Source organism: Streptomyces alboniger (genome assembly GCF_008704395.1).
Lineage (GTDB): Bacteria > Actinomycetota > Actinomycetes > Streptomycetales > Streptomycetaceae > Streptomyces > Streptomyces alboniger.
In genome coordinates, this window is the sequence record NZ_CP023695.1 from 6,349,023 (window position 1) to 6,373,408 (window position 24,386).

Below are 24,386 nucleotides of genomic sequence, written 5' to 3' on the forward strand. Positions count from 1 at the left end.
CCCGGGGCGGGCACCTCCCGTCGGCCCGGGTCAGGAAAGGGCCGCCACCAGAGGGGCCGTCACCTGGGAGATCTGCCAGCGCCGCGCCCCGTGCGCGGCGAGCGCCGACGCCACCGAGTCGGCGTCCACCAGAGCCGGCGGCTCCCAGCAGACCCGGCGGACGGTGTCCGGGGTGATCAGGTTCTCCTGCGGCATGTTCAGCTCCTCGGCGAGCGAGGAGACCGCCGTCCGCGCGGCGGAGAGCCGGGCCGCGGCGGCGGGGTCCCGGTCCGCCCAGGACCGCGGCGGGGGAGGCCCGCTCACCGTCTGTCCGGGCTGCGGCAGCTCGGAGTCCGGCAGTGCCTTGGCTCGGTCCACCGAGGCCTGCCACTGCTCCAGCTGGCGTCGCCCCATACGGTGTCCGAATCCCGGGAGGGCGGCGAGCGCGTGCACGTTCGGCGGCAGGGCGAGCGCCGCCTCGACGATCGCGCCGTCGCTGAGCACCTTGCCCGGCGACACGTCACGCCGCTGCGCGATGCGGTCGCGCGCGGTCCACAGCTCCCGCACGACGGCCAGCTGCCGGCGCCGCCGCACCTTGTGCATGCCGGACGTCCGGCGCCAGGGGTCCTTGCGGGGCGGCGCGGGCGGCGCGGAGGCGATGGCGTCGAACTCCTCGCGGGCCCACTCCAGCTTGCCCTGCCGGTCCAGCTCCTTCTCCAGGGCGTCGCGCAGGTCGACGAGCAGCTCGACGTCCAGCGCGGCGTACCGCAGCCAGGGCTCGGGGAGCGGCCGGGTCGACCAGTCGACCGCGGAGTGCCCCTTCTCCAGTACGAAGCCGAGTACGCCCTCGACCATCGCGCCGAGCCCCACGCGCGGGAACCCGGCGAGCCGTCCCGCCAGCTCGGTGTCGAAGATCCGCGACGGAACCATGCCTATCTCCCGCAGGCACGGCAGATCCTGGGTGGCGGCGTGCAGGACCCACTCGGTGTCGCCGATCGCCGCGCCGAGGCCCGAGAGGTCGGGGCAGGCGACGGGGTCGATGAGCGCGGAGCCCGCGCCCTCGCGGCGGAGCTGGACGAGATAGGCGCGCTGGCCGTACCGGTATCCGGACGCGCGTTCGGCGTCGACGGCGACGGGGCCGGTGCCGCGGGCATAGTCGGCGATCATCGCGGCGAGGGACTCCTCGTCGGCGATCACCGGCGGAATGCCGTCGCGGGGCTCGAGCAAGGGGGTCGGCAGCCCTTCGGAAGCGAGGCCGTCGTCCGGAGGAGCGCCTCCGGTGGTTCGCAGTGAGCTGTCTGCTGCGGTCTCTTGGGCGTCGGTCACCTGTCAAGGGTATCTGTGGATGCACGGCGCCCGTCGACGGAACGTTCCGTCGACGGGCGCTGGAGGGTTGTAAATCAGTCAGTGGATGATTCCGGTGCGCAGTGCGACCGCCACCATCCCCGCCCGGTCACCCGTGCCGAGCTTGCGCGCGATACGGGCCAGGTGGCTCTTCACGGTGAGCGCCGACAGGCCCATGGAGACGCCGATGGCCTTGTTCGACTGGCCTTCGGCGACGAGCCGGAGCACCTCGACCTCGCGTCCGGACAGTTCGCGGTAGCCGCCGGGGTGGCTCGGGGAGCCCGGGGGGCGGCGGTGCATTCGGGCGGCGGCCGAGCCGATCGGAGCGGCGCCGGGGCGGGTGGGGAGTCCGACGTTCGTACGGGTGCCGGTGACGACGTAGCCCTTGACGCCGCCCGCGAGGGCGTTGCGCACGGCACCGATGTCGTCGGCGGCGGAGAGGGCGAGGCCGTTGGGCCAGCCCGCGGCGCGGGTCTCGGACAGGAGCGTCAGGCCGGAGCCGTCGGGGAGGTGGACGTCTGCGACGCAGATGTCCCGGGGGTTGCCGATGCGGGGACGAGCCTCCGCGATGGACGAGGCCTCGATGACGTCACGTACACCGAGCGCCCACAGGTGGCGGGTGACGGTGGAACGCACGCGGGGGTCGGCCACGACGACCATGGCGGTCGGCTTGTTCGGGCGGTAGGCGACCAGGCTTGCAGGCTGCTCGAGGAGAACGGACACCAGGCCTCCTGGGGGGAGCGGGTGGGGGAGGGGGGGAGCGGGACGGGACCGGCTCGGGGATGAAGCCGGGACGAACCATGCTTTTCAAGGTCACAAACCTCTTCGGCAGCAAACCCGTCAGCCTTTAGGAATGATCACGATTTGATGAGTGTCAATCGGGACAATTAGGACACGTACTCGACCACCCGAAGACCATTCCGAACCCTCACTCTCCCGAGGGACAAGAAAAGAGCCCCGCGGCACAAGGCCACGGGGCAACCGCCGTCTCCGGGAACGTCAGGGCGAAAGAGGACCCCGCCGCTGGGGCAGCGACACCACGGAACCGTCCCCGGCGGGCCCGGCCGGCGGCAGCCCGGCGATCTGGCAGAGCAACTCGCACCACGCCGCCAGATGCGCCCCCGTGTCCGGCACCCCGCCGCCCCCCTCCCGGGGAGTCCAGGACGCCCGGATCTCGATCTGCGAGGCGGGCGGGCGCTCCGAGAGCCCCCCGAAGTAGTGCGACCCCGCGCGGGTCACCGTGCCGCTCGCCTCCCCGACCGAGAGGCCGCGCGAGTGCAGTGCCCCGGTCAGCCACGACCAGCACACCTCCGGCAGCAGCGGATCCGCCGCCATCTCCGGCTCCAGCTCCGCCCGCACGAGCGTCACCAGCCGGAACGTGCCCTGCCAGGCGTCGTGCCCCGCCGGATCGTGGAGCAGTACGAGCCGCCCGTCGGCGAGGTCCTCCTCGCCGTCCACGACCGCCGCCTCCAACGCGTACGCGTAGGGCGCGAGCCGCTGCGGCGGCCGCGTCGGATCGATCTCGATCTCCGGCCGCAGCCGTGCCCCCCGCAGCGCCTCGACCGCCGCGCGGAAGGGCACCGGAGCCGAATCCGCCACCTTCCCCTCCGAACCGTCCATCTCTCCAGCGCCGTCCGACCGTTGTCCCTGAGCCGCAGCCATGCGGGGAAGGTTAAGGGGAACGGCGCCCTCGCGCAGGGAGAGACACCCGTGAGGGGGCTTCCGGTCAACGTGCGAGACTTTCCGCGTGAGTGCCAACAGCAGCCAGAGCCCCGCGGGCCGGCAGAACGCAGCGACGTACGACTCCCCCTTCATGAAGGCGTGCAGGCGCGAGGCCGTGCCGCACACGCCGGTCTGGTTCATGCGGCAGGCGGGGCGCTCACTGCCCGAGTACCGCAAGGTCCGCGAGGGCACGGCCATGCTGGAGTCCTGCATGCGGCCCGACCTCGTCACCGAGATCACGCTGCAGCCGGTGCGCCGCCATCACGTGGACGCGGCGATCTACTTCAGCGACATCGTGGTCCCGCTGAAGGCGATCGGCGTCGACCTCGACATCAAGCCCGGCATCGGCCCTGTCGTGGAGAACCCCATCCGCTCGCGCGCCGACCTGGCGCAGCTGCGGGACCTCACCCCGGAGGACGTCCACTACGTCACCGAGGCGATCGGGATGCTGACGGGCGAGCTGGGCGCGACGCCGCTCATCGGGTTCGCCGGGGCGCCTTTCACCCTCGCGAGCTACCTCGTCGAGGGCGGCCCGAGCCGCAACCACGAGCACACCAAGGCGCTGATGTACGGCGACCCGCAGCTCTGGGCCGACCTGCTCGACCGGCTCGCCGAGATCACGGCCGCCTTCCTGAAGGTGCAGATCGAGGCCGGCGCGAGCGCCGTGCAGCTCTTCGACTCGTGGGTGGGCGCGCTGTCGCCCGCCGACTACCGGCGCTCGGTGATGCCCGCGTCGGCGAAGGTCTTCGACGCGGTCGCCTCGTACGGCGTGCCCCGGATCCACTTCGGCGTCGGCACGGGCGAGCTGCTCGGGCTGATGGGCGAGGCCGGTGCCGATGTCGTCGGCGCCGACTGGCGGGTGCCGATGGACGAGGCGGCGCGGCGCGTAGGCCCTGGCAAGGCGCTCCAGGGCAACCTCGACCCGGCCGTCCTCTTCTCCACCCGCGAGGCCGTGGAGGCGAAGACGGACGAGGTGCTGGCCGCCGCGAGCGGCCTGGAGGGCCACATCTTCAACCTCGGCCACGGCGTCCTGCCGACCACGGACCCCGAGGCGCTGACCCGACTCGTGGAGTACGTCCATACGCGTACGGCTGTCTGAAATATGTCCGAAAAAGGTCCCTGCCCGGGTGGGCGGGGACCTTTTTCGGATCTCCTTCGAGATCACCGGGGGCTCCCGGTGATCGGCGCGAGGTGCGGCGCGCCGTCCGCGGCCCAGAGCGCGGCCAGCGACTCGCGCAGGGTGAACCGCGGCTGCCAGCCCAGCTCCCACTCCGCGGCGGTGACGTCGGAGCACTGCCAGGGCGCCGCGGCCGGACGGCCCGCCGCGGCGAGCACCTCCTCGACGTCCCCGGTGAAGCCCGAGGCGGCCACCAGGCCGTGTGCCAGGTCGCGCACCGGGACGGCACGGCCGCTGCCGATGTTGAGCAGCCGCGGCAGCCGCCCGGGCAGGGCCAGCGCGAGTGCCACGGCCTGCGCCACATCGCGTACGTCGACGAAGTCCCGGTGCGCCGAGAGGTCACCGACCCGCACCGCGCCGTGCGGGGTCCGGGCGACGGCGTGGCTCAGCTCGGCGGTGAGGCGGCCCGGGAGGGCGGCCGGGGGAGCGCCGGGCCCCACCGGATTGGTGACCCGCAGAACGATGGCGTCGAGCCGCGTGTCCAGGACGGCGAGGGTGCCGGCCAGTTTGGTAGCGCCGTACGGGGTGACCGGGCGGGCGGGGTCGTCCTCGGAGGTCCGCTCGCCGATCGCGCTCGGTCCGTACTCGGCGGCCGAGCCGAGGTGCACAAGTCGGGCGGTGGGCACCGCGGCCCGCAGGGCCTCGCACAGGACGGCGGGGCCGCGGGAGTTGACCTCGGCGAGGGTGAGCGGGCTGCCGCCGACGGCGCCGGCGCAGTTGACCACGGCGTCCGGCGCGGCCCGGCCCAGCTGTTCGGCGAGCGCGTCGGGCGTGATGGTGGCGAGATCGATCCGGTGGTCGTCGACGGGGGCACGGCCGCCGCGGAGCAGTCGCACGCCCGGCAGGGCGCGCAGCCGTTCGGCGATGTGGCCACCCAGGTATCCGGTGGAGCCAAGGACGAGTATGCGCACGGTCTCCTCACGCTTCCCTGAGGAGAATGCCGGTGTGATTCATGCGGTGTGTGGTCCCCTCCACGGTCGGGCCGATGGGGTCTGCACCCCATGGCCCGCCCCCCAAACAGCTGGTCACACGTCGCAGCGTGTGTCCGTGCCGCTCTGACGCGTCACATGGTGGGGCCCGTCTGTGGGATCTGTGCCGATCCTGTGAAAACCTGGCGGAAAAAAGATGGCACTCCTTCAGGGGTGCGGCATGCGATGCGCGGGACCCGTGAGGTACTCCCGGAGTCGAGGCTTCCGGTGGACCGTGGCCGCTCAGAGGGGTTGCCGGGTCTCGCCCCGCCGGTGGGTGGCGAATACACGCGCCGCCCGTGGGCGGGCTCCCACGGCACGCTGATCACGGGCGGCCGCGACCGCCCGGAATCAGCCAAACGGGAAACGTTACCCAGTGGTCACTTTTCTCTAGTAAGCGCGTACTGACCTGCGGGGGAAGCGCGTTCCCCGTCCCTTGAGGGGGTGCGGAACAGGTTGCGTACGCGGTGCGGCTGTTTCAGCTGGAGGCCGTGTCCGCCCGTACCGCCGCCACCGCCTTGCGCGCCGCCACCAGGATCGGGTCCCACACCGGGGAGAACGGCGGCGCGTACCCCAGGTCCAGTGCCGTCATCTGTTCCACCGTCATCCCCGCCGTCAGCGCGACCGCCGCCACGTCGACCCGCTTGCCCGCGCCCTCGCGCCCGACGATCTGCACGCCGAGGAGCTTGCCCGTGCGCCGCTCGGCGAGCATCTTCACCGTCATCAGGGCCGCGCCCGGGTAGTAACCGGCGCGGCTCGTCGACTCGATGGTCACCGACACGAACCGCAGCCCGGCCGCGAGGGCGTCCTTCTCGCGCAGCCCCGTACGGGCGATCTCCAGGTCGCACACCTTGCTGACGGCCGTGCCGACCACACCGGGGAACGTCGCGTAACTCCCGCCCACGTTCGAGCCGATGACCTGCCCGTGCTTGTTCGCGTGCGTGCCGAGCGCGATGTGCCGCTCGCGCCCCGACATCAGGTCGAGGACCTCTACGCAGTCACCGCCCGCCCAGATGTTCTCGTGCCCCCGCACCCGCATCGCGAGGTCGGTCAGCAGGCCGCCGTGCTCGCCGAGCGGCAGCCCCGCCTCGCGCGCCAGTTCGGTCTCGGGCCGTACGCCGACCCCGAGGATCACCACGTCGGCCGGGTACTCGGCGTTCTCCGTGGCCACCGCCCTGACCCGCCCGTCGTCGCCCGTGAGGATCTTGGTGACCTCGGTGTCGTTCACCATCTCGATGCCGAGGCCCGTCATCGCGTCGTGGACGAGGCGGCCCATGTCCGGGTCGAGCGTGGACATCGGCTCCTTGCCGCGGTTGACGACCGTCACGTCATAGCCGCGCTGGATCATCGCCTCGGCCATCTCGACGCCGATGTAGCCCGCGCCGACGACCACGGCGCGGCGGCCCTCGGTGCGGCGGTCCTCGGTGCGCTCCAGGGTGTCGATCAGGGCCTGGCCGTCACCGAGGGTCTGCACGCCGTGCACGCCGGGCGCGTCGATGCCCGGCAGCGACGGACGCAACGGCCGGGCACCGGTGGCGATGACGAGCTTGTCGTACGCCGTCCAGTACTCCTCGCCCCCTTCGAGGTCACGCGCGAGCACGCGCCGCCCCGGCACGTCGATGCGGCACACCTCGGTGCGCATCCGCAGGTCGATCGCGCGCTCCCGGTGCTCCTCGGGCGTGCGCGCGACCAGATCGTCCCGCTCGTCGACGGCGCCGCCGACCCAGTAGGGGATGCCGCAGGCGGAGTACGAGGTGAAGCGGCCGCGCTCGAACGCGACGATCTCCAGTTCGTCCGGGCTCCTGAGCCTGCGCGCCTGCGATGCCGCCGACATGCCGGCGGCATCGCCTCCGATGATGACCAGTCGCTCTTGTGTGCTGCTCATGTATTGACACGCTACGGCGCGGTGGCGCTGCGCCGGCGGAAGGGGGCCCATCTGCGGGTTCGTTCTGGCTGGGCGCGCCCTCGCGGCGGAGCCGCACATGTCGCAGCCCCGCGCCCCTTACGGGGCGCCCCGTCCGTGGCGGGGGAGTACGACTCGCAGCCACAGCAGCAGGAGCAGTGCGGCGACCGCGGCGAACGGCAGGACCGCCGCCAGTGCGATCACGATCCAGCGCAGTCCGGTGACGAACACGTCCCAGCCGCCCCCGAGCGCGTCCCCGAACGTCGGATCGTCGTCCCCGGCATCCGTCTGCCCTTGGTGTTCGGTCAGCGACAGCGTGATCGTCGCCATGGCCGTACGGTCCCTCAGCGAGGCCCGCTGCGCGAGCAGCGACTCCAGGTCGGCCTGACGGGTGCTCAACTCCCCTTCCAGGGTGACCACATCGCTCAGCTTCGTCGCCCTGTCCATCAGCTCCCGCACGCGCGCCACGCTCGCCCGCTGGGACTTGACGCGGCTCTCGACATCGATGACCTGGGCGGTGACGTCCTGCGCCTTGGCGTCGCGGTCGACCAGCTTGCCGGTCCCTTCCAGTGCGGTGAGGACGTCCTCGTACTTCTCCTGCGGAACGCGCAGCACCAGGCGGGAGCGCTCGCGGCCCTCGTCGTCGCGCGAGGTGCTCTCGTTCCCCACGGTGCCGCCCGCGTCCTCGGCCGCCGCGCGGGCCTCCTCCAGCGCCTTCGGTACGTCCCCGACCCGGACGGTGAGCCTCGCGGTGCGGATGATCTGAGGGCCAGTCAGTTTCGAGGGCTTACGCTTCGCCGACTTGCCGGACTGCGCGCCGTCCGCGTCCTCGGGCCCTTGCGGACCGGCGGCATGATCGGCCGCCGAGGCCCCCTTGGCGTCCCCGCCGCTGTCGCCGTCGCCGCTCGCGGTGCACCCCGTGAGCGCGAGCGCGACCGCCAGAAGCAAACCGGAGAGAGCCCGGACCGTGAGCCTGCTGGACGTGTGCATCGACGTACCCCCGAGGGTCGTGGCCAGTGATGCTCCTACGACGCCAGGGAGGGGCACAACGGTGGTTGCCGACCGGTCCCGATGCGGTCACGGTCGGGACTCGGCGGTCTGAGAGAGTGGAGACATGCGCGAAACGGACACACGCACGGGTAGCGGCCACGCCGTCGTCATCGGAGGCGGGATCGCCGGCCTTGCCGCCGCGCACCGCCTGCTCGCCACCGATCCGCGGACCCGCGTGACCGTCCTGGAGGCCTCCGACAGGCTCGGCGGCAAGCTGCGCGCCGGGGAGATCGCGGGGGTCCGCGTCGACCTCGGCGCCGAGTCGATGCTCGCCCGCCGCCCCGAGGCCGTCGCCCTCGCCCGCGAAACAGGTCTCGCCGACCGGCTCCGGTCGCCCGCCACCGCGACCGCCGCGATCTGGACCCGGGGCGCCCTGCGTCCCATGCCCAAGGGGCACGTCATGGGCGTGCCCGGTGCCGCCTCCGCCCTCTACGGGGTCCTCTCCGACGAGGGCCTGCGCCGCATCGAGCGCGACCGCGAACTGCCCCGCACCGAGATCGGCGACGATGTCGCCGTCGGCGAGTACGTCGCCGCGCGCCTGGGCCGCGAGGTCGTCGACCGCCTCGTGGAGCCCCTGCTCGGCGGGGTGTACGCCGGGGACGCCTACCGCATCTCGATGCGCTCGGCCGTCCCGCAGCTCTTCGAGGCCGCCCGCACGCACGCCTCCCTCACGGACGGCGTCCGTGACATCCAGGCCCGCGCCGCGCGGAACCAGCAGACCGGCCCGGTCTTCATGGGCATCGAGGGCGGCGTCGGTCGGCTGCCGCTCGCCGTCGCGGAGTCGGTACGCGCGCGTGGCGCACGAATCCTGACCGACACACCCGTCACAGAGCTGCGGCGCGCCGGTGACCGCTGGCGCGTGGTCACCGCGAGCGAGGTGTACGAAGCCGACGCCGTCGTCCTGGCCCTGCCCGCGCCCGCCGCCGCGAAGCTCCTGGACGCCGAGTCGCCCGCCGCGGCCGCCGAGCTGCGCGGCGTCGAGTACGCCTCCATGGCGCTGATCACGCTCGCGTACAGGCGCGCCGAGACCGACCTCCCCGAAGGCAGCGGTTTCCTCGTGCCGCCCGTGGACGGACGCACCATCAAGGCGTCCACCTTCGCTAGCCGCAAATGGGGCTGGATCGACCGGCAGGACCCGGACCTGCTGGTCCTGCGCACGTCGGTGGGCCGGTACGGGGAGACGGAGATCCTCGGCCGCGACGACGCCGACCTCATCGCCCTCTCCCGCCACGACCTGCGCGAGGCCACCGGTCTCACCGCCACCCCCGTCGCCTCCCGCGTCACCCGCTGGGACGACGGCCTGCCGCAGTACCCCGTCGGCCACCACGCGCGCGTGGCCCGCGTCCGCGCGCACGTCGCCGCGCTGCCCGGTCTCGCGGTCTGCGGAGCCGCGTACGACGGCGTGGGCATCCCCGCGTGCGTCGCGAGCGCCAACGCGGCCGTCGACCAGCTGGCGGGGGACCTCGCCGGTGTGGAGCAGCTCACCCGCGACCCGGTGCGGAGTCCGCGCGGCGGCGGAGGAGAATAGCCGCATGAGTGACGACGCCCCCGCCAAGACCCCGAACGCCGGCAAGAAGGCCAAGGACCTCAACGAGGTCATCCGCTACACCCTGTGGTCGGTCTTCAAGCTGCGTGACGTGCTGCCCGAGGACCGCGCCGGTTACGCCGACGAGGTCCAGGAGCTGTTCGACCAGCTCGCCGCCAAGGACATCACGATCCGCGGCACCTACGACGTCTCCGGCCTGCGCGCCGACGCCGACGTCATGATCTGGTGGCACGCCGAGACCGCCGACGAGCTTCAGGAGGCCTACAACCTCTTCCGGCGCACCAAGCTGGGCCGCGCCCTGGAGCCGGTCTGGTCGAACATGGCGCTGCACCGCCCCGCCGAGTTCAACAAGTCGCACATCCCGGCGTTCCTGGCCGACGAGACGCCGCGCGACTACGTCTCGGTCTACCCCTTCGTGCGCTCCTACGACTGGTACCTGCTGCCCGACGAGGACCGCCGCCGCATGCTCGCCGACCACGGCAAGATGGCCCGCGGCTACCCCGACGTGCGCGCCAACACCGTCGCCTCGTTCTCCCTCGGCGACTACGAGTGGCTGCTCGCCTTCGAGGCCGACGAGCTGTACCGCATCGTCGACCTCATGCGTCACCTGCGCGCCTCCGAGGCCCGGATGCACGTACGCGAAGAGGTGCCGTTCTACACCGGCCGCCGCAAGTCCGTCGCGGACCTCGTGGCGGGCCTGGCGTAACCCCCCGGGGCGGCTGCCCGCGGGTCAGAGCGCCCTGGGCCGTTCCGCCGCCCGCTCGGCGGAGTCCGGCCGGGGCTCCTGGTGCGGTGCGCACGCCGCGCGCCGCCCCGGGAGCCTGCCCTCCAGGAGGTACGCCTCCAGGTGTCCGTTGACGCACTGGTTCGCGCCGCCGCCGATGCCGTGGGTGCCGGCCTCCCGCTCGGTGACCAGGACCGAACCGCGCAGCCTGCGGTGCAGCTCGCGCGCCCCCTCGTAGGGCGTGGCCGCGTCGCGCTCGGCGGCGAGGATCAGCGTCGGGGCCAGCTCGTCGTCGTCCGCGCGCACGTCGAGCGGCTGCTGCCGGGGCGCGGACCAGTAGGCGCACGGCAGGTTCATCCAGGCGTTGTCCCAGGTCTCGAAGGGCGCTACGCGCGCGAGGAGCGTGTTGTCGCGGTCCCAGGTGGCGAAGTCCGTCGGCCACGGGGCGTCGTTGCACTCCACGGCCGTGTAGACGGCGTTGCCGTTCTCCTGTTCGACCGCCGCGCGCGGCTCGGGCGCGGCCTGCTCGATCAGCGGCTTCGGGTCGCCCTTCAGATACGCGGAGAGCGCTTTGGCGCGCATCGGCCAGTAGTCGTCGTAGTACCCGGCCTGGAGGTACGCGGACTGGAGCTGGCTCTGGCCGACCTTTCCGCCTGCGGGCTTGCGGCCCAGTTCGGCGCGCACCTTCTCGTAGTTGCGCAGGACCTCCTCCGGCGTCCTGCCCAGGTGGTACGTCTTGTCGTGCTTGGCCACCCAGGCGCGGAAGTCCGCCCAGCGCCGCTCGAAGGCCGCCGACTGGTCGAGGTTGTTGCGGTACCAGATCTGCGCCGGGGCGGGGTTGACCGCCGAGTCGAAGACCATGCGGCGCACGTGCGTCGGGAAGAGCGTCGCGTAGACGGCCCCGAAGTAGGTGCCGTACGAGGCCCCCATGAACGTCAGCTTCTTCTCGCCGAGCGCGGCCCGCAGCACGTCCAGGTCGCGCGCGTTGTTCAGGGTCGTGTAGTGCCGCAGGCCGGGGTTGCGGGCGGCGCACCCGCGCGCGTACGCCTGCGCCTTCGCGACGCGCTCCCGCTTGTACGCCTCGTCGGGGTGGGTCGGCGCCTGCGTGGGGGCCTTGCCGAACTCCTTGGGGTCCTGGCAGGACAGCGGCGCCGAGCGGCCCACACCGCGCGGGGCGTAGCCGATCAGGTCGTACGCGGCCGCGATGCGCTTCCACTCGGGCATGACGCCCGCCATCGGGAAGTACATGCCGGAGCCGCCGGGTCCGCCGGGGTTGAAGACGAGCGCACCCTGGCGCGCGACGGCCCGGCCCGCGGCCTTCCCCTTCGCCTTCGCCTTCGCCTTGGCGCGGCTGACGGTCAGTTTGATCTGCTCGCCATGAGGGTGGGCGTAGTCCAGCGGTACGGAGACCGTGCCGCATTGGAGGGAGGGGGGAAGGTGCTCGGCCTTGGCGCAGGTGCCCCAGCGGATCCCGGCGGCCTCGGCGCGCTGCGCGGCGACGGAGGTGCCGTGCGTCTCGGGGGTGGGCAGGGTGGCGCTCGCGCTTCCCGCGGGGGCGGCGACGAGGGCGGTCAGGACCAGGGATCCGGCGGTTCCATAGCGGGCGGCTGCTGCTCTCATCGCGCTTCTCTACCTCTTTTGTTCGGCCATGCGTTTCAGGCGATCTTCGAACAAAAGGGATGATTCGTGTGATATTCGGTGAAGTAAAGCACCGGGCGCCGGTGTCGGCTCAATGCCCCCCGTGCGCGGCCTCCCGCCGCCCCCGGCCGGAGAAGGCCTCCCGCAGTTCCGGGTCGGCGACCGCGCGGACCCCGCGCACGGCCACCGCGGTCAGCTGGTCGCCCCGCGTGCACAGCGCGCCCAGGAGCCGCTGACCGGCGGGGGACGCCCACCGCGTGTACGGATGGACCTCGACGCGGGCGATCACCAGGCAGCCCGCGCACAGGAGCAGCGGCAGCCCGAACCAGACCGCGACCGGCACCTGCCCTGGGGCCTCGCGCCCCTGTGCCGGCATGAGGACCGCCACGGCGCCGAGCGCGAGCACCGCCACCGTCGCCGCCCGCACCTGGCGCACGGCGGCTGCGACCCCCGAGGCGGAGCCCGCCGGGACGGCGAGCCCCGCGGTGACGAGCCCGTCCGCGAGCGCCCGCACGGCCTCGGTGGCCGCTGCCCCACGGCGTATCGGGGCTATCCGTGCCTGGCCCGCCGGACCGATCGCACCGAGCACGGAGCGCTCCATGTCGTCGCGGCCCACCGGATCGACGACGGTCGCCCACCCCGTGTGTGCGATCAGCAGCCGGCGCGCCCGCGCCATCGCCACGAGTGTGACGTCGGCGACGCGGGTGGGGCCACCGGAGAGGAACGCGGCCTCGTAGAGGTTGAGTTCGTGACCGGGCGGCGCCGCCCTCTCCTGGGTGGCGGCACGGCTCGCGGCCAGGCAGAGGCGGCCGCAGGCGAGGCCGGTGAGGGCCCAGGCGAGGAGGAGCAGCGGAACCCAGAACATGACGGTGTTCTATGCGAAGGCACCGCTCGGCGCCACGGCTTATTCACTATGCGGACGCGGGGTGACGGGTGGGTAACGTTCCGCTTGTGGCCGGGCGTTCGGCCTGTCTGGATACGGCCTCTCCGGATCAGACCCCTCCGGTTTCGGGCGGGACGCGGCGGGCGGCAGCGTGTATGTCGGTGACGGGGTGACCGGCGTGGCCGGGTCCGGGGACGTGGTCGGGCCCGGGGGCGCGGGGGAGCGGGTCAGGGGCGGCGGCCCCGCGGTGGCCGCCTCGCGGGCTATGCCCTCGAAGTCGACGAGGCCGGTGTCCTCCAGAACCGTGATGTGGTCGAGGACGGTGGTGTTCGCGTCGTCGGCGAGCGTCCGCACCAGCGCGTTGCGGGTGTTCGCGCGGACCTCCGCGACCACGGAGAAGACCTTGCCGTGCGCGCGGCGCAGAATGTTCGCGAACTTCTGGTTGTACGTCTCACCGCGCGCGCGGCTCAACTCGGCGAGCCAGCGCCGCTGCTGGGGGTTCGGCTGGCTGGGCAGTTCCAGGCCGAGCCGGGTGGCGACTTCGCGTACGCGCGCGTCCAGGAACGTATGGCCCTCGACGAGGTGCTCGCCCGCGGTCCGCACCGCCTTGGTCGTGCCGCGCGCCTCGGCCTGCTGGCCGGCGGGCAGCTCCCACAGGCCCGCGAGGCGGACCTTGGTGATGAAGTCCCGGTCCAGGGCGGACAGTGGCCCGAAGTCGGTCGACACCGTCTCGGCGTTGAGCCTGTCGAGGCCGGTGCCCGAGCGGTCCTCGTAGGACCAGAGGGGGAAGAGCAGAGCGGCCAGGGTCGCGACGAGTCCCGTGACGACGAGGCCGGTTCCGTTGATGGCTGGGGATCGCATGGTGCCTCCTGTTGCGGCACCGCACGTTAGTGCGCCTCGGGCGTGGGGCGGCGGGTTATGGCGGGGGGTACGTCAACTGCCGTACGCCTGAAGCGAAGTGGCGTCCTTGGTGGGTGCCGTCAGGTGGAGGAGGACGAGCTGCTGCAACTGGACCCGCCCCCTCCGCCCCCTCCGCCGGAACAGGAGGACCCACCGCCACCGCCGCCGCTGGAGCAGGCCGAGCCACTGGAGCAGGCCGAGCCGCCGCTTCCGCCGCTGGAGCAGCACGAGCCGCCTCCGCCTCCGGAGCAGGCCGAGCCACCGCCTCCGCCTCCGGAACAGACCGCCCCGCCGACCCCGCCTCCGGAACAGACCGCCCCGCCCCCGGAACCGGAGCTGCCCGAGCACGCGAAGCCGTGGTGCCCGCTCCAGGCGTTGGGGCCCGGGAAGGGAGCCAGGTGTGGGCCTGACGGAACCGGCACCCGACCCCGGACGCGGGCCGCGGTGATCAGCTGGGCCCGCAGATCGGGGTGGGCCGCCGCCAGGCCGCGGGTCGCCACGAGGTGCGCGGCGCCCGCGAGATGGCGTGACGAGGCGACGTACTCGTCGAGGGCGCGGCGCCCGGCCGAGGTGAGCTGTTTCTCGGTGACCGAGAGGCAGCTCAGGGCGACCGCGAAACCGACGATGCCCGCGGGGACCATGTGGAGGACGGCGTCGAGCGTCCGGTCGGCACCGCCGGGCACCACGGGGTCGTCCGCGTACTGCGCCAAGGTCAGCATGGAGGCCGCCAGGAATCCGAAGAGGCTCGCGAAGAGCTGTGCCCCGGCCCAGCGCCGCCATGTCTGCCGCGGCCCCGGCCGCATGAGGAGGCCGCGCGCCGCGAGCGCGTCGCCCGTCTCCCGTACCGGGCCGCTTCGCATCACGGCGGCCCGCAGCCAGTGCAGCGAGGCGTTGGGCGCCGCGCGGTGGGCGTCGACGACCGCCTGCTCGGCGGCGTTCCTGGCCGTCGGCCGGGGGATGCCGACGACGCCGGGCCCGGCCACGACCAGGCGACCGTCCTCGTGCAGGCCCGCGATCAGCGCGTCGGCCAGCCGGGCGGGGCCGCCGGAGAGGAACGCGGCCTCCGGTGTGCCGCGTACGAAGTCGCCGTGGTCGTCGCCGGTGGGCATCTGGGCGCGCCCGGCCGCCACCACGCCCCTGATCAGCGCGGCGGAGGAGACCACGACGAGGATCGTGTAGATCATGCCCGCGATGCTCACCGCGTCACCGCCCCGACAGGATGCGGCGGGTGGCCTTGAGCAGCCTGGCGGCGGGCCGCCGGGAGAGCGGCGCGGGGCCCGAGCGCTCCAGCCACCAGTCGCTCAGCCGCCGTCCGGCGTCGGTGCCTTCGAGCCGCCCGGCGAGCAGCAGGTGCTCGGCGAACCTCAGCGCGTCGAGGCGGTAGCCGCCCGTCATGGGCCGGGCGTGGGCGTAGGCGAGGAAGTCGGCGCGGTACGCCCCGCCGAGGATGTCCGGCAGCTCGGGCGCGACCTTCGCGACGACATCGGCCCGCTTGGCGGCCAGCGCGTGGCTCTGCACCTTCAGCCGCGCGCGGTCGAATCCTTCGGGGGCCGGGGTCCCCGCGACGAGCGCGGAGAGCAGGGCGGCCTGCGCGAGGGCGCTGCGCTGCCGGGCTTCGGCGGGCGCGGGAAGGTCCCCCGGGGGCGCGGGGAGGTCTTCGCGTGGTGCGTCGGGAAGGTCTTGGTGTGGCGCGGTGAGGGAGGCCTCGTGCGGCACGTCGGAGAATCCCTCGCGCGGAGTGCGCGGAGTGCGCGGACTGCTGGGGTTGCCCCCGGGCGCTGCGCCAGAGAGGTGGTCCTCACGCGGCCCGCCTGGGAGACTTCCGCGCTGCCCGTCTGGGAGTTCCCCGCGCCGCCCGCCCAGGAGTTCCCCGTGCTGCTCGTCTGGGAGTTCTCCGCGCCGCCCACCCGGAAGGCCCTCGTGCGATCCGCCCGGGAGGCCTCCACCGGCCCCCTTGGGGAGGCCCCCGCCCGCCTTCGTGCCAAGGTCCCCGGCCAGTTTGCCCGTCGTCTCCACCGTGGCCCTTATCGTGGCCAGCTCCCGCTCCAGCTCGGCCGGTTCGGGGAAGTTGTCGTCGCGCTCCAGGAGGACGCCCGGTGGGGTCGTCCGGGAGGCGAGGTCGGTCAGGATCGCGAGGACCGGTTCCGGTACGGGGTGCGCGTGGCTGTCGTGCCAGACTCCGTCCCGTTCGAAGCCGCCCGCCACATGGACGTACGCGATGGCCTCGACCGGCAGCTCGTCCAGGGCCTTGGCCGGGTCCTCGCCGCGGTTGACGTGGTTCGTGTGGAGGTTGGCGACGTCGATGAGCAGACGTACGCCCGTGCGCTCGACCAGCTCGTACAGGAACTGGCCCTCCGTCATCTCCTCACCGGGCCAGGAGATCAGCGCCGCGATGTTCTCCACGGCGAGCGGCACGGGCAGCGCGTCCTGCGCGATGCGGACGTTCTCGCAGAGCACGGCGAGCGCGTCACGGGTGCGCGGCACCGGCAGCAGATGACCGGCTTCGAGGAGCTGCGTCGCGGTGAGGTCGCCGCCCGCGCGCACGAACGCGATGTGCTCGGTGACCAGCGGCGAGCCGAGCGCCAGCGCCCGCTCGGCGAGCGCGGTCAGCCGGCCCTCGTCGGGGCGGTCGGCGCCGCCGAGGCCCAGGGAGACGCCGTGCGGCACGACGGTCACGCCGCGCTCGCGCAGCCGCAGCAGGGAGTCGGGCAGATGGCCCGGACAGACGTTCTCCGCGACCGCCTCGACCCAGTCGATGCCGGGCATCGCCTCCACGGCGTCCGCGATCTCCGGACGCCAGCCGATGCCGGTCCCCAGACGCCGCATGTCGCTCCCCCTTCACCCCTCGTCCCCCGAACCGGTCCCCCCGATCCCCGTCCCCGGGTCCTTCACCGGGGCGGGGTCGGCCGAACCCTCAGGGAGGGACGTTCAGAGCTACATTTGAGGTTCCGGCCGTCCGGTGTTGATCTGGCCCGGCGGGCCGGGCGAGGGCCGGGACGTGGTGGAGATGTCGCCGCTGGGCCGGGCGGGCACGGGCTCCGGGGGAGTGCCCCCGGACGGCGGGGGAGGCCCGGAAGGGCTGGCGGTCGCGTTCGACGCGGCGTCGTTCGCGATTCCGTCGAAGTCGACGAGGCCGGTGGCCTCCAGCATCGTGATGTGGTCGAGGACGGTCTGGTTGGCGTCCGTGGCGAGCTGCCGGATCAGGGAGTTGCGGGTGGTGTCGCGCACCTGGGCGACCACGCTGAACACCTTGCCGTGCGCGACCCGCAGCAGGTTCGCGAACTTGCGCTGGTACGTCTCGCCGCTCGCCTCCGTCAACTCCTTCAGCCAGCCCTGCTGTTGCTCGGTGGGCTGATTGGGCAACTCCACGCCCAGTTTCGCGGCGGTGGTGCGGGCCCGCTGGTCGAGGTCGGTGTGGCCGACGATGAGGTGGTCGCCCGCCTCCTTGATGGCCTCGGTCGGCGCGCGCTCCACGGCCTGTTGCCCGGCCGGTATCTCCCAGAGCCCGGCGAGCCGCACCTTCACCAGCAGATCCCGGTCGGCCGCCGAGAGAGGCCCCCACTGGGTGGACACGGACCCGGCGGCCAGATTGGCGGGCCCCGTGCCGGAGCGGTCGGCGTACGACCACATGGGGAACGCGAGCGCGCCGAGCGTGGCGACGAGTGCCGCGATGATCAGAGCCGTGCCGTTGACGCGCCGCAAGGTGCCTCCCGTAATGCTCCCGTGTCACCGGTGATACCGGGGAGTACGGAAGATACGTGCGGGGCGTTCAAGTGCGCGAGAGATTGTTCGGATCGGGGTGCGTGATCTTCCGCCTGGGAGGCGTGATCTCGCGCGCGGAGGCGGTCACGGGCGGGGCGCGCGCAGGGCCGGGTGGTCGGCGACCACCGTGCAGGACCCCGGGGCGATCTCGGTGAAGCCCGCGTCGCGGACCACCGGCAGGCCACTGGAGGTGAGTTCGCGCCAGAGGGCGGCATCGGGGGTGCGGACGGAGAGCGGGAACCCGGCGTCGCGCCAGGCCGTGCGGTCCTCCGCCGACAGCTCCCACCAGGCCAGTTGGGCACCGTGGCCCGCCTGCGCCATCGCCTTGCCCGCCGACATGTCGACGTCGGGGCTCATCCACAGGACGGGGTGGGTCGGGTCGGCCCCGGCCGGCGGCTCGGGATCGTCCAGGTCCGTGCCCGACACCTGGAGCCGCGCCAGATCCTTCGGCCAGCCGTCCAGCGGAACCGGCGGGAAGACGCGGACCTCCGCCGACTTGCCGGTGACCGTGATGCCGGGCAGCGCCTCGGCCCTTCGCCACTCGGCACCCCGCGCCCGGCGCACCACCTTGCGGATGCGGGCGTCCTGCCAGTCGCGCATCGCCCTCGCCCACTCGCCCTCGCCCAGGGAACGCTCGTCGCTCAGCATCACCAGGACGGCACGGGCCGCGGTCTCCAGCGCGTCGGTGCGGGCCGGGGGAGCGGCGCGCTCGATGCGGGCGACGAGGGGCAGTACGAACTGCGGGGCCTCGTCGCGCGAGGCGGTCTCGTGCCGGAAGGGGCTGTCCTGGGCGGTGGTGGTGTTCTCGTCGCTCACGCGTCCAGTCTGCCAGTGCGCCGGTTCGCAGGTCCGCCGGGCTTCCGGAGGGGGCGTACGCGAGGATGGCCCGCATGGAACGTGATCTCGTGGTGCGGCTGAGCGGGGTGGGGCGGCGCTACGGCGTCCGCGGGCCGTGGGTGCTGCGCGGTGTCGAGCTGGGCGTGCGGGCGGGCGCCCTCGTACGGGTCGAGGGCGCCAACGGCAGCGGGAAGTCAACCCTGTTGAGGCTTCTGGCCGGTATCGACGCGCCCTCCGAGGGGCGCGTGGCGGGGCGCCCGCGCACGGCGTTCGTACCCGAACGCTTCCCCGCCTCCATGCCGTTCACCGCGGTCGGCTACCTCACGCACATGGCGCGGGTCCACGGTCTCGCGCGGGGTGCGGCGGGCCGGAGCGCGGAACAGTGGCTGGAGCGCTTCGGCGCCGGGGGGTACGCCCGTACTCCGCTCAGCGAACTCTCCAAGGGCAGCAGTCAGAAGGTCGCCGTGGCGCAGGCGCTGCTGGCCGCGCCCGATCTGCTGGTCCTGGACGAGGCGTGGACCGGCCTGGACGCCGCCGCCCGCGCGGAACTCGACCGCGCGGTGGCCGAGCGCACGGCGGCGGGCGGCGCCGTCGCCTTCGTGGACCACGACCCGCGGCGGCTGCTGGGCGTGGTGGACGAGACGTACGGGGTGGTCGGCGCGGAAGTGAAGCGGCGGACAGAGCGAGGGAGTTCCGAGCCCCTGGCCGAGCGGGACGGGCCGACGGTCACCATCCTGACGCGGGGCCCGCGGGGCGCGGAGCTTCCAGCTCCGGTCACCGCCGCGGCGGCGACCGTCGTGACCGACGCGCCGGAGGGGGCCACGCGGCTCAAGGTCCCGGAGAGCCACTCGGACCTGGTCCTGCGTGAACTCCTGACGGCACGGCCGCCGTGGCACGTCGTGACGGTGGAACGGGCCCCGGCCTCGATCCCGACCCCGACCCCGGCTCCTGGCTCGGCCCCGGCCTCCGATCTGGCCCGGGCTTCTGATCCGGCCTGGGCTTCCGATTCGGCCTCGGCTTCAGCTCCGGCCTCAGTCTCCGATCCGACCGCGGCTTCTGATCCGGGCCCGGCTTCTGGTGCGGTTTCGGCCTCTGATTCGGTTTCGGCTTCCGATTCGGCCGCGTTTTCTGATCCGGCCTCGGCTTTTGATCCGGGCCCGGGTTCTGGCCCGGTTTCGGCTTCCGACTCGGTCGCTTTTTCTGATCCGGCCTCGGCTTTTGAACCGGGCCCGGCCTCAGCTTCAGATCCGGCCTCAGTTTCCGATTCGGCCTCGGCTTCCGATCCGTCCCCGGCGTCCGACTCGGCCGCGGCTTCTGATCCGGGCCCAGCCTCAGCCTCAGATCCGGCCTCAGCCTCCTACTCGGTCCCGGTCTCTGAGGGGCAGGCCCAGCGATGAGTGCTCTGCTCGCCTACCACATGGCCCTCCTGGGGCGGTCGCAGCGGTGGCTCGCCCCGGTGATCCTGTACGCCGTCTTCCTGGCCGTCGGCGTCCAGGGCGGGCAGCCCGTGCTGGACTCGCTCGCCTACGCCGCGGCCACGCTCCTGCCGGTCGCCGCCTGGCTGGTACGTATATGCGCGACCAACGAACCGCCCGCGGCGCGCAGTTGCTCCGCTGCCGCGGCGGGCCCGGGGCGAGCGCATCTGGCCTCGCTCCTGTCGGCGTTCCTTGTCGCGTCCGCGCTGGGGGTGCTGGCCGTGCTCGTGGTGACGGTCATCAGCGACGGGGCGAGCACCAACGGCCGCCTGCCGGTGGCCCGCGTCCCCGCGGGCGCCGCCGGCCTGATCGCGATGCTGGTCAGCGCGCTGCTCGGCACGGCGGTCGGCGCCCTCACCAACTGGCCCCTGCTGCGCTCGGCGGGCAAGTCCGTCCCCACGATGCTGCTGGCCGCACTGCTCCTCCTGGTCACGACAGGCTCCCCGGCCCAGTCGGTGCTGACCGACCTGACGACGGGCTCGCGGGAGGGTGTCGTGCCGTGGCCACTGGGAGCACTGGCGGGTGCGGTTGCCGCCGCGGTGGCGGCGGTGTGGACGGCCTGCGCGCTCAGCTCGCGGCGCGGTTGACTCTCCCACGGCTGTACGGCTGTACGGCTGTACGGCTGTACAGCTGGACCGCCGGTCTGCCGGCCGCCCAGCCTAGGGCGTGCCCGTGAAGTCCCGCCCGTCGGAGGCTCCCTGGCCCCGCGCCACCGCCACCCGGGTCGAACGGATCTGCTCCGACACCCGCACGAACCGGAAGCCCCGTTCCCGCAGCTTCGGGATGATCGTCCGCAGGGCGCGTTCCGTCGTCGGCGCCGCGCTGCGGGTGCAGTGCATGACGACGACCGAGCCCGGCCGCACCCCGTCGACCACCTGCCGGGCCACCGCATCGGCGTCCGTCGCGAAGGCGTCGCCGCTGACCACGTCCCACTGCACGGCGGTGACGCCGCCGGGCGCGAGCGCGCGCAGGGCCCGCTGGTCGTAGCAGCCCCCGGGGAAGCGGAAGTACGGCAGCGGACGCTCGACGCCCGCCTTGCGGAACGCGTCGTAGGCACGTTCCATGTCCGCGCGCATCCGTTCCGGAGGCACGGTCGGCAGGCCGTAGCAGTCGCTGGTGAAGGCATGGTGGCTGTACGAGTGGTTGGCGACCTCGAAGAGCGGGTCCTTGCCGATGGCCTTGGCCTGGGCCGGATACTCCTCCGCCCAGCGGCCCGTCATGAAGAACGTCGCCGGTACCTTCAGCCTCCGCAGCGTCGCGACCAGTTCGGGATGGTCGAACCGCTCACCGGCCGCGGCCCGCGTCCCCTGGTTCACGGTCATGTCCGCGTCGAAGGTGAGCGCGACGGTACGGCCCTGCGTCCGGGATCCGTTGCTGAACACGGGGGTGAGCCCCGAGGGGCCGGGTGCGAGCGTGGGAGGGGCGGGCGGCGAGGCGGTCGCGGCGGGCCCGGCCGGGCGGCCCGGGTGGCCGTTGCCCGTGGTGTCGCCGGATGAGCAGCCGGCGAGGACGGTGGTCAGGGCGCCCAGGGCGCAGAGCGCGGCGCGTCTCCGTGCGAGAGTGATCACGTGGTGACGATATGTGCGGGAATGCGATAATTAGGTTATCGGCCCGCATGTCCGTCCCGGCACCACCCATCTGGGCTGGGGCTCTGCGCTGGTCGGCGCGCCTGGAGCCGCCCTGCCGGGGGCCGCCCTGTCCTGCCCTGCACTGCCCTGCTGGGCCTGGCGCTGGCGCCCAACCTGGCGGCGACCCCAGAACTGTGGGCGGCGGTTCCCCGGCGGCGGCCCCCGGTTAGCGGCGGCAGTGCCTCCCCGAGCGGCGGGCCCCCCGGACGGCGGCGCGCTCCGGCGGCGTGACGGCGCCCGCGGGCGCGTTCCCTCCCGGGAGGAGGGAGCGGACCCGTCCCCCCGGGAGGCCGAGGTTGGCCGACCGCGGTACTCCGGGCCGAGGAGCCGAGGAGATGTGGAACGTACAGCCAACCCAACGCCCCAGGCGGTAGTTGAGCGAGAGGACCACCACGTCGTGGCGCTGCCAGCCTCGTCCGTGGCGATCCGCTCCTCGCTGACGACGCAGTCGCGTACGCCGTGCCGGTGCGACGGCCTGGCGGGCGGACGGAAGCGCAGCTGGCCCACGGGGTCCAGCGGCGTACGGGATGCCGAGAAACGGGGCACGGCACCGCCCGCGAGGTGTTCGCCACGGACCACGCCGCTCGTGGTCAGCGCGGTCGGGCCCCCGCGCTCACACCCACCCCTCCAGCGAAGCCATGAACGCCTCGAAGTCGTCGCGGTGGATGGTGTGCCCCGTGCCCTTGACCGTACGTACCTCGAACCCGCGCCCCGTCAGCTCCTCCTTCATCGCCTCGTCGACGAGGAAACTGGTCTCCGCGACCTGGACGAGCGAGGGGACGACCGCCTTGGCCGGGGTGCGGTCGACGGCGTTCGCGCCGGAGAGCGCGAGCGCGGTGTCCGAATCCCAGGCGGCCAGCGTGGCGAGTTCGATGTCGACGTCGGCCTCGTCCCAGCGCGGGTTGAAGTGCGCGATCACCTCGCGCCTGGCGCCCTTGAACTCCACGAACAGCGCGGGGTCCGCCGCCCCGACGCGGCCGAGCGCCCAGGCCGGATCGGAGTAGACGGCCCGCGCGGGCGCCAGGCGCTCGGCCGCGAGGGCCAGCGCGATCGCGCCGAGCGAGTGCCCTATCGCCAGCTCCGCGCCCGCCGGCAGCGTTTCGACGAGGTCGTCCGCGAACAACTTCGCGCTGTACGGCCCGCGTTCGCTCATCCCGTGCCCCCGCAGGTCGACGCCGATCGCGCGGTAGCCGCGGTCGGCGAGTTCGGGCCCCACGCGCCGCCACGTGCGGTGGTCCGACATGATTCCGTGGACCAGGAGCGCGACGCGGTCTCCTGTTCCCCATTCGTGGGTGTGCAGCTTCATGGTGGTGCCCTTCTTTCACGTGAGCCGGTCGGCACACCTCGATCTTGGACGATGCGCCGCGAGAGCCGTATCGGGGGCCGTGCTGGGGGCCGGTCAGCGCACCCCGCGGATCGGCCGTACGGCAAGCGCGCCCAGCAGGGAGAGCACCGCGCCGGCGAGGAACAGCGCGGTGTAGCCCCCGCCCTGACCGCCGCCGCAGAGCGAGACGATCACGGAGGCGGCGAACGGCGCCAGGATCTGCGGGCCCGCCTGCGCCATGTTGAGAACGCCCAGATCGCGCGCCGCGTCCTCGGCGCTCGGCAGGATCATCGAGACGAGCGCGTTGTCGACGGCCATGAAGCAGCCGAAGCCGAGACCGTTGAGCACGGCGAAGACGAGCATGGCGGGCCAGGTCGGCGAGACCGCGGGGACGGTCAGCGCGACCGCGGAGATCACCGCGGAGAGCGCGACGAACAGCTTGCGGCGGTCCAGACGGTCGGAGAGCACGCCGCCGACGACCGTGGAGAGGGCCATGGCGGCCGCGTTGACCGGGGCGAGGATCGCGATGGCGGCCTCGGGCCCGATGCCGGGCGGCAGGGCGATGTGGTCCTGGAGGATGTAGAGCTGGTAGCCGAAGACGCAGAAGTAGCCGAGGACGAGCAGCGCCCGCCCGATGAAGGCCCAGCGGAAGTCGTGGTGGCGCAGGGCGCCGAGGAACGCCGCGAACTGCCGCTTCAGCGGCACCTGTTCGACCCTGGCCACCACGGGCAGCGGCTTCTCCCGGGCGAACGAGGTGAAGAGCACGGCGGACAGCGCCACGAAGGCGCCGAGCACCAGATAGCCGGTGCCGACGCGGTCCGCGAAGGCCGAGCCGAGCAGCGCCCCGATGGTCGAGCCGATCGGCATGCCGAGGCCGACCGCTGCGGACGCCCTGCCGCGCGCGGAGAGCGGCACCCGGTCCGGGACGACGGAGGTGAGCGCGGCCTGGAAGACGTTCATGACGGCCTGGCCGACGCACCAGGCGATGGTCACGAGCAGCACCGTGTCGGCCCCGCCGAGCAGCGCCATCGCGCCGACCGCGGCGAGCCCGCCGCCGAGGATCCACGGGTTGCGGCGCCCCGACCGGTCCGAGAGAGCACCCGCGACCGGGTTGAAGAGGGTGGCGAAGACCGCGCTGACCCCGCTGACCAGGCCGAGCAGCGCGACCTTGTCGGCCTGGTCGATCTGCTCGATCTGGAGGGGGAGCAGGACGCCGCCGACGCCGATGTAGAGCGTGAACATCGCGGTGTTGCCGAGCATGAGCAGCGGCATCAGACCGCGCGGGACGCGGGCGGCATGATCCGACGGGGAGACCTGTTCCTGGCGAGCGGAAAGGGCCATGTTGCCCTCCTCCTCCGGTGGTCGGCCCTCAGGGCGCGGCAGGACCTCGGTGACACGTGTCAGTTGACGCGTATCGAGAATGTTTAGCAGTGAACGAACGGATCCACTAGGCCCCTGACGCGAGAAGGGGGACGTCGAGGTCCGGAGGGAGCGGCCGGTACGGACGCGCTCCCCGACTCGTGCTG

General features: G+C 73.1%; 20 protein-coding genes and 1 pseudogene. 5 read left to right on the forward strand and 16 right to left on the reverse strand.

Annotation, left to right across the window (positions count from 1 at the left end; genetic code table 11):
- Positions 1 to 30 precede the first annotated feature (30 nt).
- From CP975_RS27970 to CP975_RS27980, 3 genes are all read right to left on the reverse strand, one after another.
- Positions 31 to 1,305 carry an HRDC domain-containing protein gene (locus CP975_RS27970; RefSeq protein WP_055531024.1) on the reverse strand — a complete coding sequence of 425 codons (1,275 nt, stop codon included), beginning with the start codon at positions 1,303 to 1,305 and terminating at the stop codon, positions 31 to 33.
- Between the two features lie 78 nt (positions 1,306 to 1,383).
- Positions 1,384 to 2,046 carry a response regulator transcription factor gene (locus tag CP975_RS27975; RefSeq protein WP_150477474.1) on the reverse strand — a complete coding sequence of 221 codons (663 nt, stop codon included), beginning with the start codon at positions 2,044 to 2,046 and terminating at the stop codon, positions 1,384 to 1,386.
- A 276-nt stretch (positions 2,047 to 2,322) separates the two neighbouring features.
- A complete protein-coding gene (locus tag CP975_RS27980) occupies positions 2,323 to 2,985 on the reverse strand; it encodes a DUF3000 domain-containing protein (RefSeq protein ID WP_055531779.1) in 663 nt (220 codons plus the stop codon).
- 151 nt (positions 2,986 to 3,136) lie between these two features.
- On the opposite strand from CP975_RS27980, the gene hemE reads away from it, so the two are divergent.
- Entirely contained in the window at positions 3,137 to 4,144 is a 1,008-nt protein-coding gene (gene hemE / locus CP975_RS27985) for a uroporphyrinogen decarboxylase (RefSeq protein WP_425474336.1), read from the forward strand.
- Between the two features lie 62 nt (positions 4,145 to 4,206).
- Here hemE and CP975_RS27990 read toward each other — a convergent pair whose 3' ends face one another.
- From CP975_RS27990 to CP975_RS28000, 3 genes are all read right to left on the reverse strand, one after another.
- Positions 4,207 to 5,133: an NAD-dependent epimerase/dehydratase family protein gene (locus tag CP975_RS27990; protein ID WP_055531774.1), complete on the reverse strand. Its 927-nt coding sequence runs from the start codon at positions 5,131 to 5,133 to the stop codon at positions 4,207 to 4,209.
- 535 nt (positions 5,134 to 5,668) lie between these two features.
- Complete coding sequence (locus CP975_RS27995; protein WP_055531772.1) at positions 5,669 to 7,075, reverse strand: FAD-dependent oxidoreductase; 1,407 nt, start codon at positions 7,073 to 7,075, stop codon at positions 5,669 to 5,671.
- Between the two features lie 117 nt (positions 7,076 to 7,192).
- The gene (locus tag CP975_RS28000; protein WP_055531770.1) at positions 7,193 to 8,083 is read right to left on the reverse strand and encodes a DUF4349 domain-containing protein; all 891 of its coding nucleotides are present in this window, start codon (positions 8,081 to 8,083) and stop codon (positions 7,193 to 7,195) included.
- 124 nt (positions 8,084 to 8,207) lie between these two features.
- Between CP975_RS28000 and hemG the strand changes: the two genes are divergently transcribed.
- Together hemG and hemQ are read left to right on the forward strand one after the other, a co-directional pair.
- The gene (gene hemG / locus CP975_RS28005; RefSeq protein WP_055531768.1) at positions 8,208 to 9,671 is read left to right on the forward strand and encodes a protoporphyrinogen oxidase; all 1,464 of its coding nucleotides are present in this window, start codon (positions 8,208 to 8,210) and stop codon (positions 9,669 to 9,671) included.
- Between the two features lie 4 nt (positions 9,672 to 9,675).
- Positions 9,676 to 10,395, forward strand: coding sequence for a hydrogen peroxide-dependent heme synthase (hemQ, locus tag CP975_RS28010; protein ID WP_055531766.1), 720 nt, complete (start codon positions 9,676 to 9,678; stop codon positions 10,393 to 10,395).
- 24 nt (positions 10,396 to 10,419) lie between these two features.
- Here the strand turns inward: hemQ and CP975_RS28015 are convergent, their stop codons facing one another.
- From CP975_RS28015 to CP975_RS28045, 7 genes are all read right to left on the reverse strand, one after another.
- Entirely contained in the window at positions 10,420 to 12,033 is a 1,614-nt protein-coding gene (locus CP975_RS28015; protein WP_055531764.1) for an alpha/beta hydrolase, read from the reverse strand.
- A gap of 109 nt (positions 12,034 to 12,142) precedes the next feature.
- Positions 12,143 to 12,916, reverse strand: coding sequence for a TIGR04222 domain-containing membrane protein (locus tag CP975_RS28020; RefSeq protein WP_055531762.1), 774 nt, complete (start codon positions 12,914 to 12,916; stop codon positions 12,143 to 12,145).
- Between the two features lie 39 nt (positions 12,917 to 12,955).
- Positions 12,956 to 13,795, reverse strand: coding sequence for a DUF4142 domain-containing protein (locus tag CP975_RS28025; RefSeq protein ID WP_150477475.1), 840 nt, complete (start codon positions 13,793 to 13,795; stop codon positions 12,956 to 12,958).
- A gap of 119 nt (positions 13,796 to 13,914) precedes the next feature.
- Complete coding sequence (locus CP975_RS28030) at positions 13,915 to 15,018, reverse strand: TIGR04222 domain-containing membrane protein (RefSeq protein WP_150477476.1); 1,104 nt, start codon at positions 15,016 to 15,018, stop codon at positions 13,915 to 13,917.
- Positions 15,019 to 15,037: 19 nt separating this feature from the next.
- Positions 15,038 to 16,660 (reverse strand): MbnB/TglH/ChrH family RiPP precursor modification enzyme, encoded by a 1,623-nt coding sequence (locus CP975_RS28035; protein ID WP_150477477.1) that lies wholly within the window; start codon positions 16,658 to 16,660, stop codon positions 15,038 to 15,040.
- A gap of 108 nt (positions 16,661 to 16,768) precedes the next feature.
- On the reverse strand, positions 16,769 to 17,536 hold the full coding sequence (locus tag CP975_RS28040) for a DUF4142 domain-containing protein (protein ID WP_150477478.1): 768 nt from the start codon (positions 17,534 to 17,536) through the stop codon (positions 16,769 to 16,771).
- Positions 17,537 to 17,680: 144 nt separating this feature from the next.
- Positions 17,681 to 18,412 (reverse strand): aminoacyl-tRNA hydrolase, encoded by a 732-nt coding sequence (locus CP975_RS28045; protein ID WP_055531561.1) that lies wholly within the window; start codon positions 18,410 to 18,412, stop codon positions 17,681 to 17,683.
- 74 nt (positions 18,413 to 18,486) lie between these two features.
- On the opposite strand from CP975_RS28045, the pseudogene CP975_RS28050 reads away from it, so the two are divergent.
- Together CP975_RS28050 and CP975_RS28055 are read left to right on the forward strand one after the other, a co-directional pair.
- Positions 18,487 to 19,341, forward strand: a pseudogene (locus CP975_RS28050) (ABC transporter ATP-binding protein); the annotation flags it as partial.
- A 485-nt stretch (positions 19,342 to 19,826) separates the two neighbouring features.
- Complete coding sequence (locus CP975_RS28055) at positions 19,827 to 20,495, forward strand: hypothetical protein (protein ID WP_055531563.1); 669 nt, start codon at positions 19,827 to 19,829, stop codon at positions 20,493 to 20,495.
- 72 nt (positions 20,496 to 20,567) lie between these two features.
- Here the strand turns inward: CP975_RS28055 and CP975_RS28060 are convergent, their stop codons facing one another.
- The 3 genes from CP975_RS28060 to CP975_RS28070 all read right to left on the reverse strand — a co-directional run bounded on the left by CP975_RS28060 (position 20,568) and on the right by CP975_RS28070 (position 24,201).
- The gene (locus tag CP975_RS28060) at positions 20,568 to 21,476 is read right to left on the reverse strand and encodes a polysaccharide deacetylase family protein (RefSeq protein WP_055531565.1); all 909 of its coding nucleotides are present in this window, start codon (positions 21,474 to 21,476) and stop codon (positions 20,568 to 20,570) included.
- A 673-nt stretch (positions 21,477 to 22,149) separates the two neighbouring features.
- Positions 22,150 to 22,842 carry an alpha/beta hydrolase gene (locus CP975_RS28065; RefSeq protein ID WP_055531567.1) on the reverse strand — a complete coding sequence of 231 codons (693 nt, stop codon included), beginning with the start codon at positions 22,840 to 22,842 and terminating at the stop codon, positions 22,150 to 22,152.
- 93 nt (positions 22,843 to 22,935) lie between these two features.
- Positions 22,936 to 24,201: an MFS transporter gene (locus CP975_RS28070; protein ID WP_055531570.1), complete on the reverse strand. Its 1,266-nt coding sequence runs from the start codon at positions 24,199 to 24,201 to the stop codon at positions 22,936 to 22,938.
- Between the last annotated feature and the right edge of the window lie 185 nt (positions 24,202 to 24,386).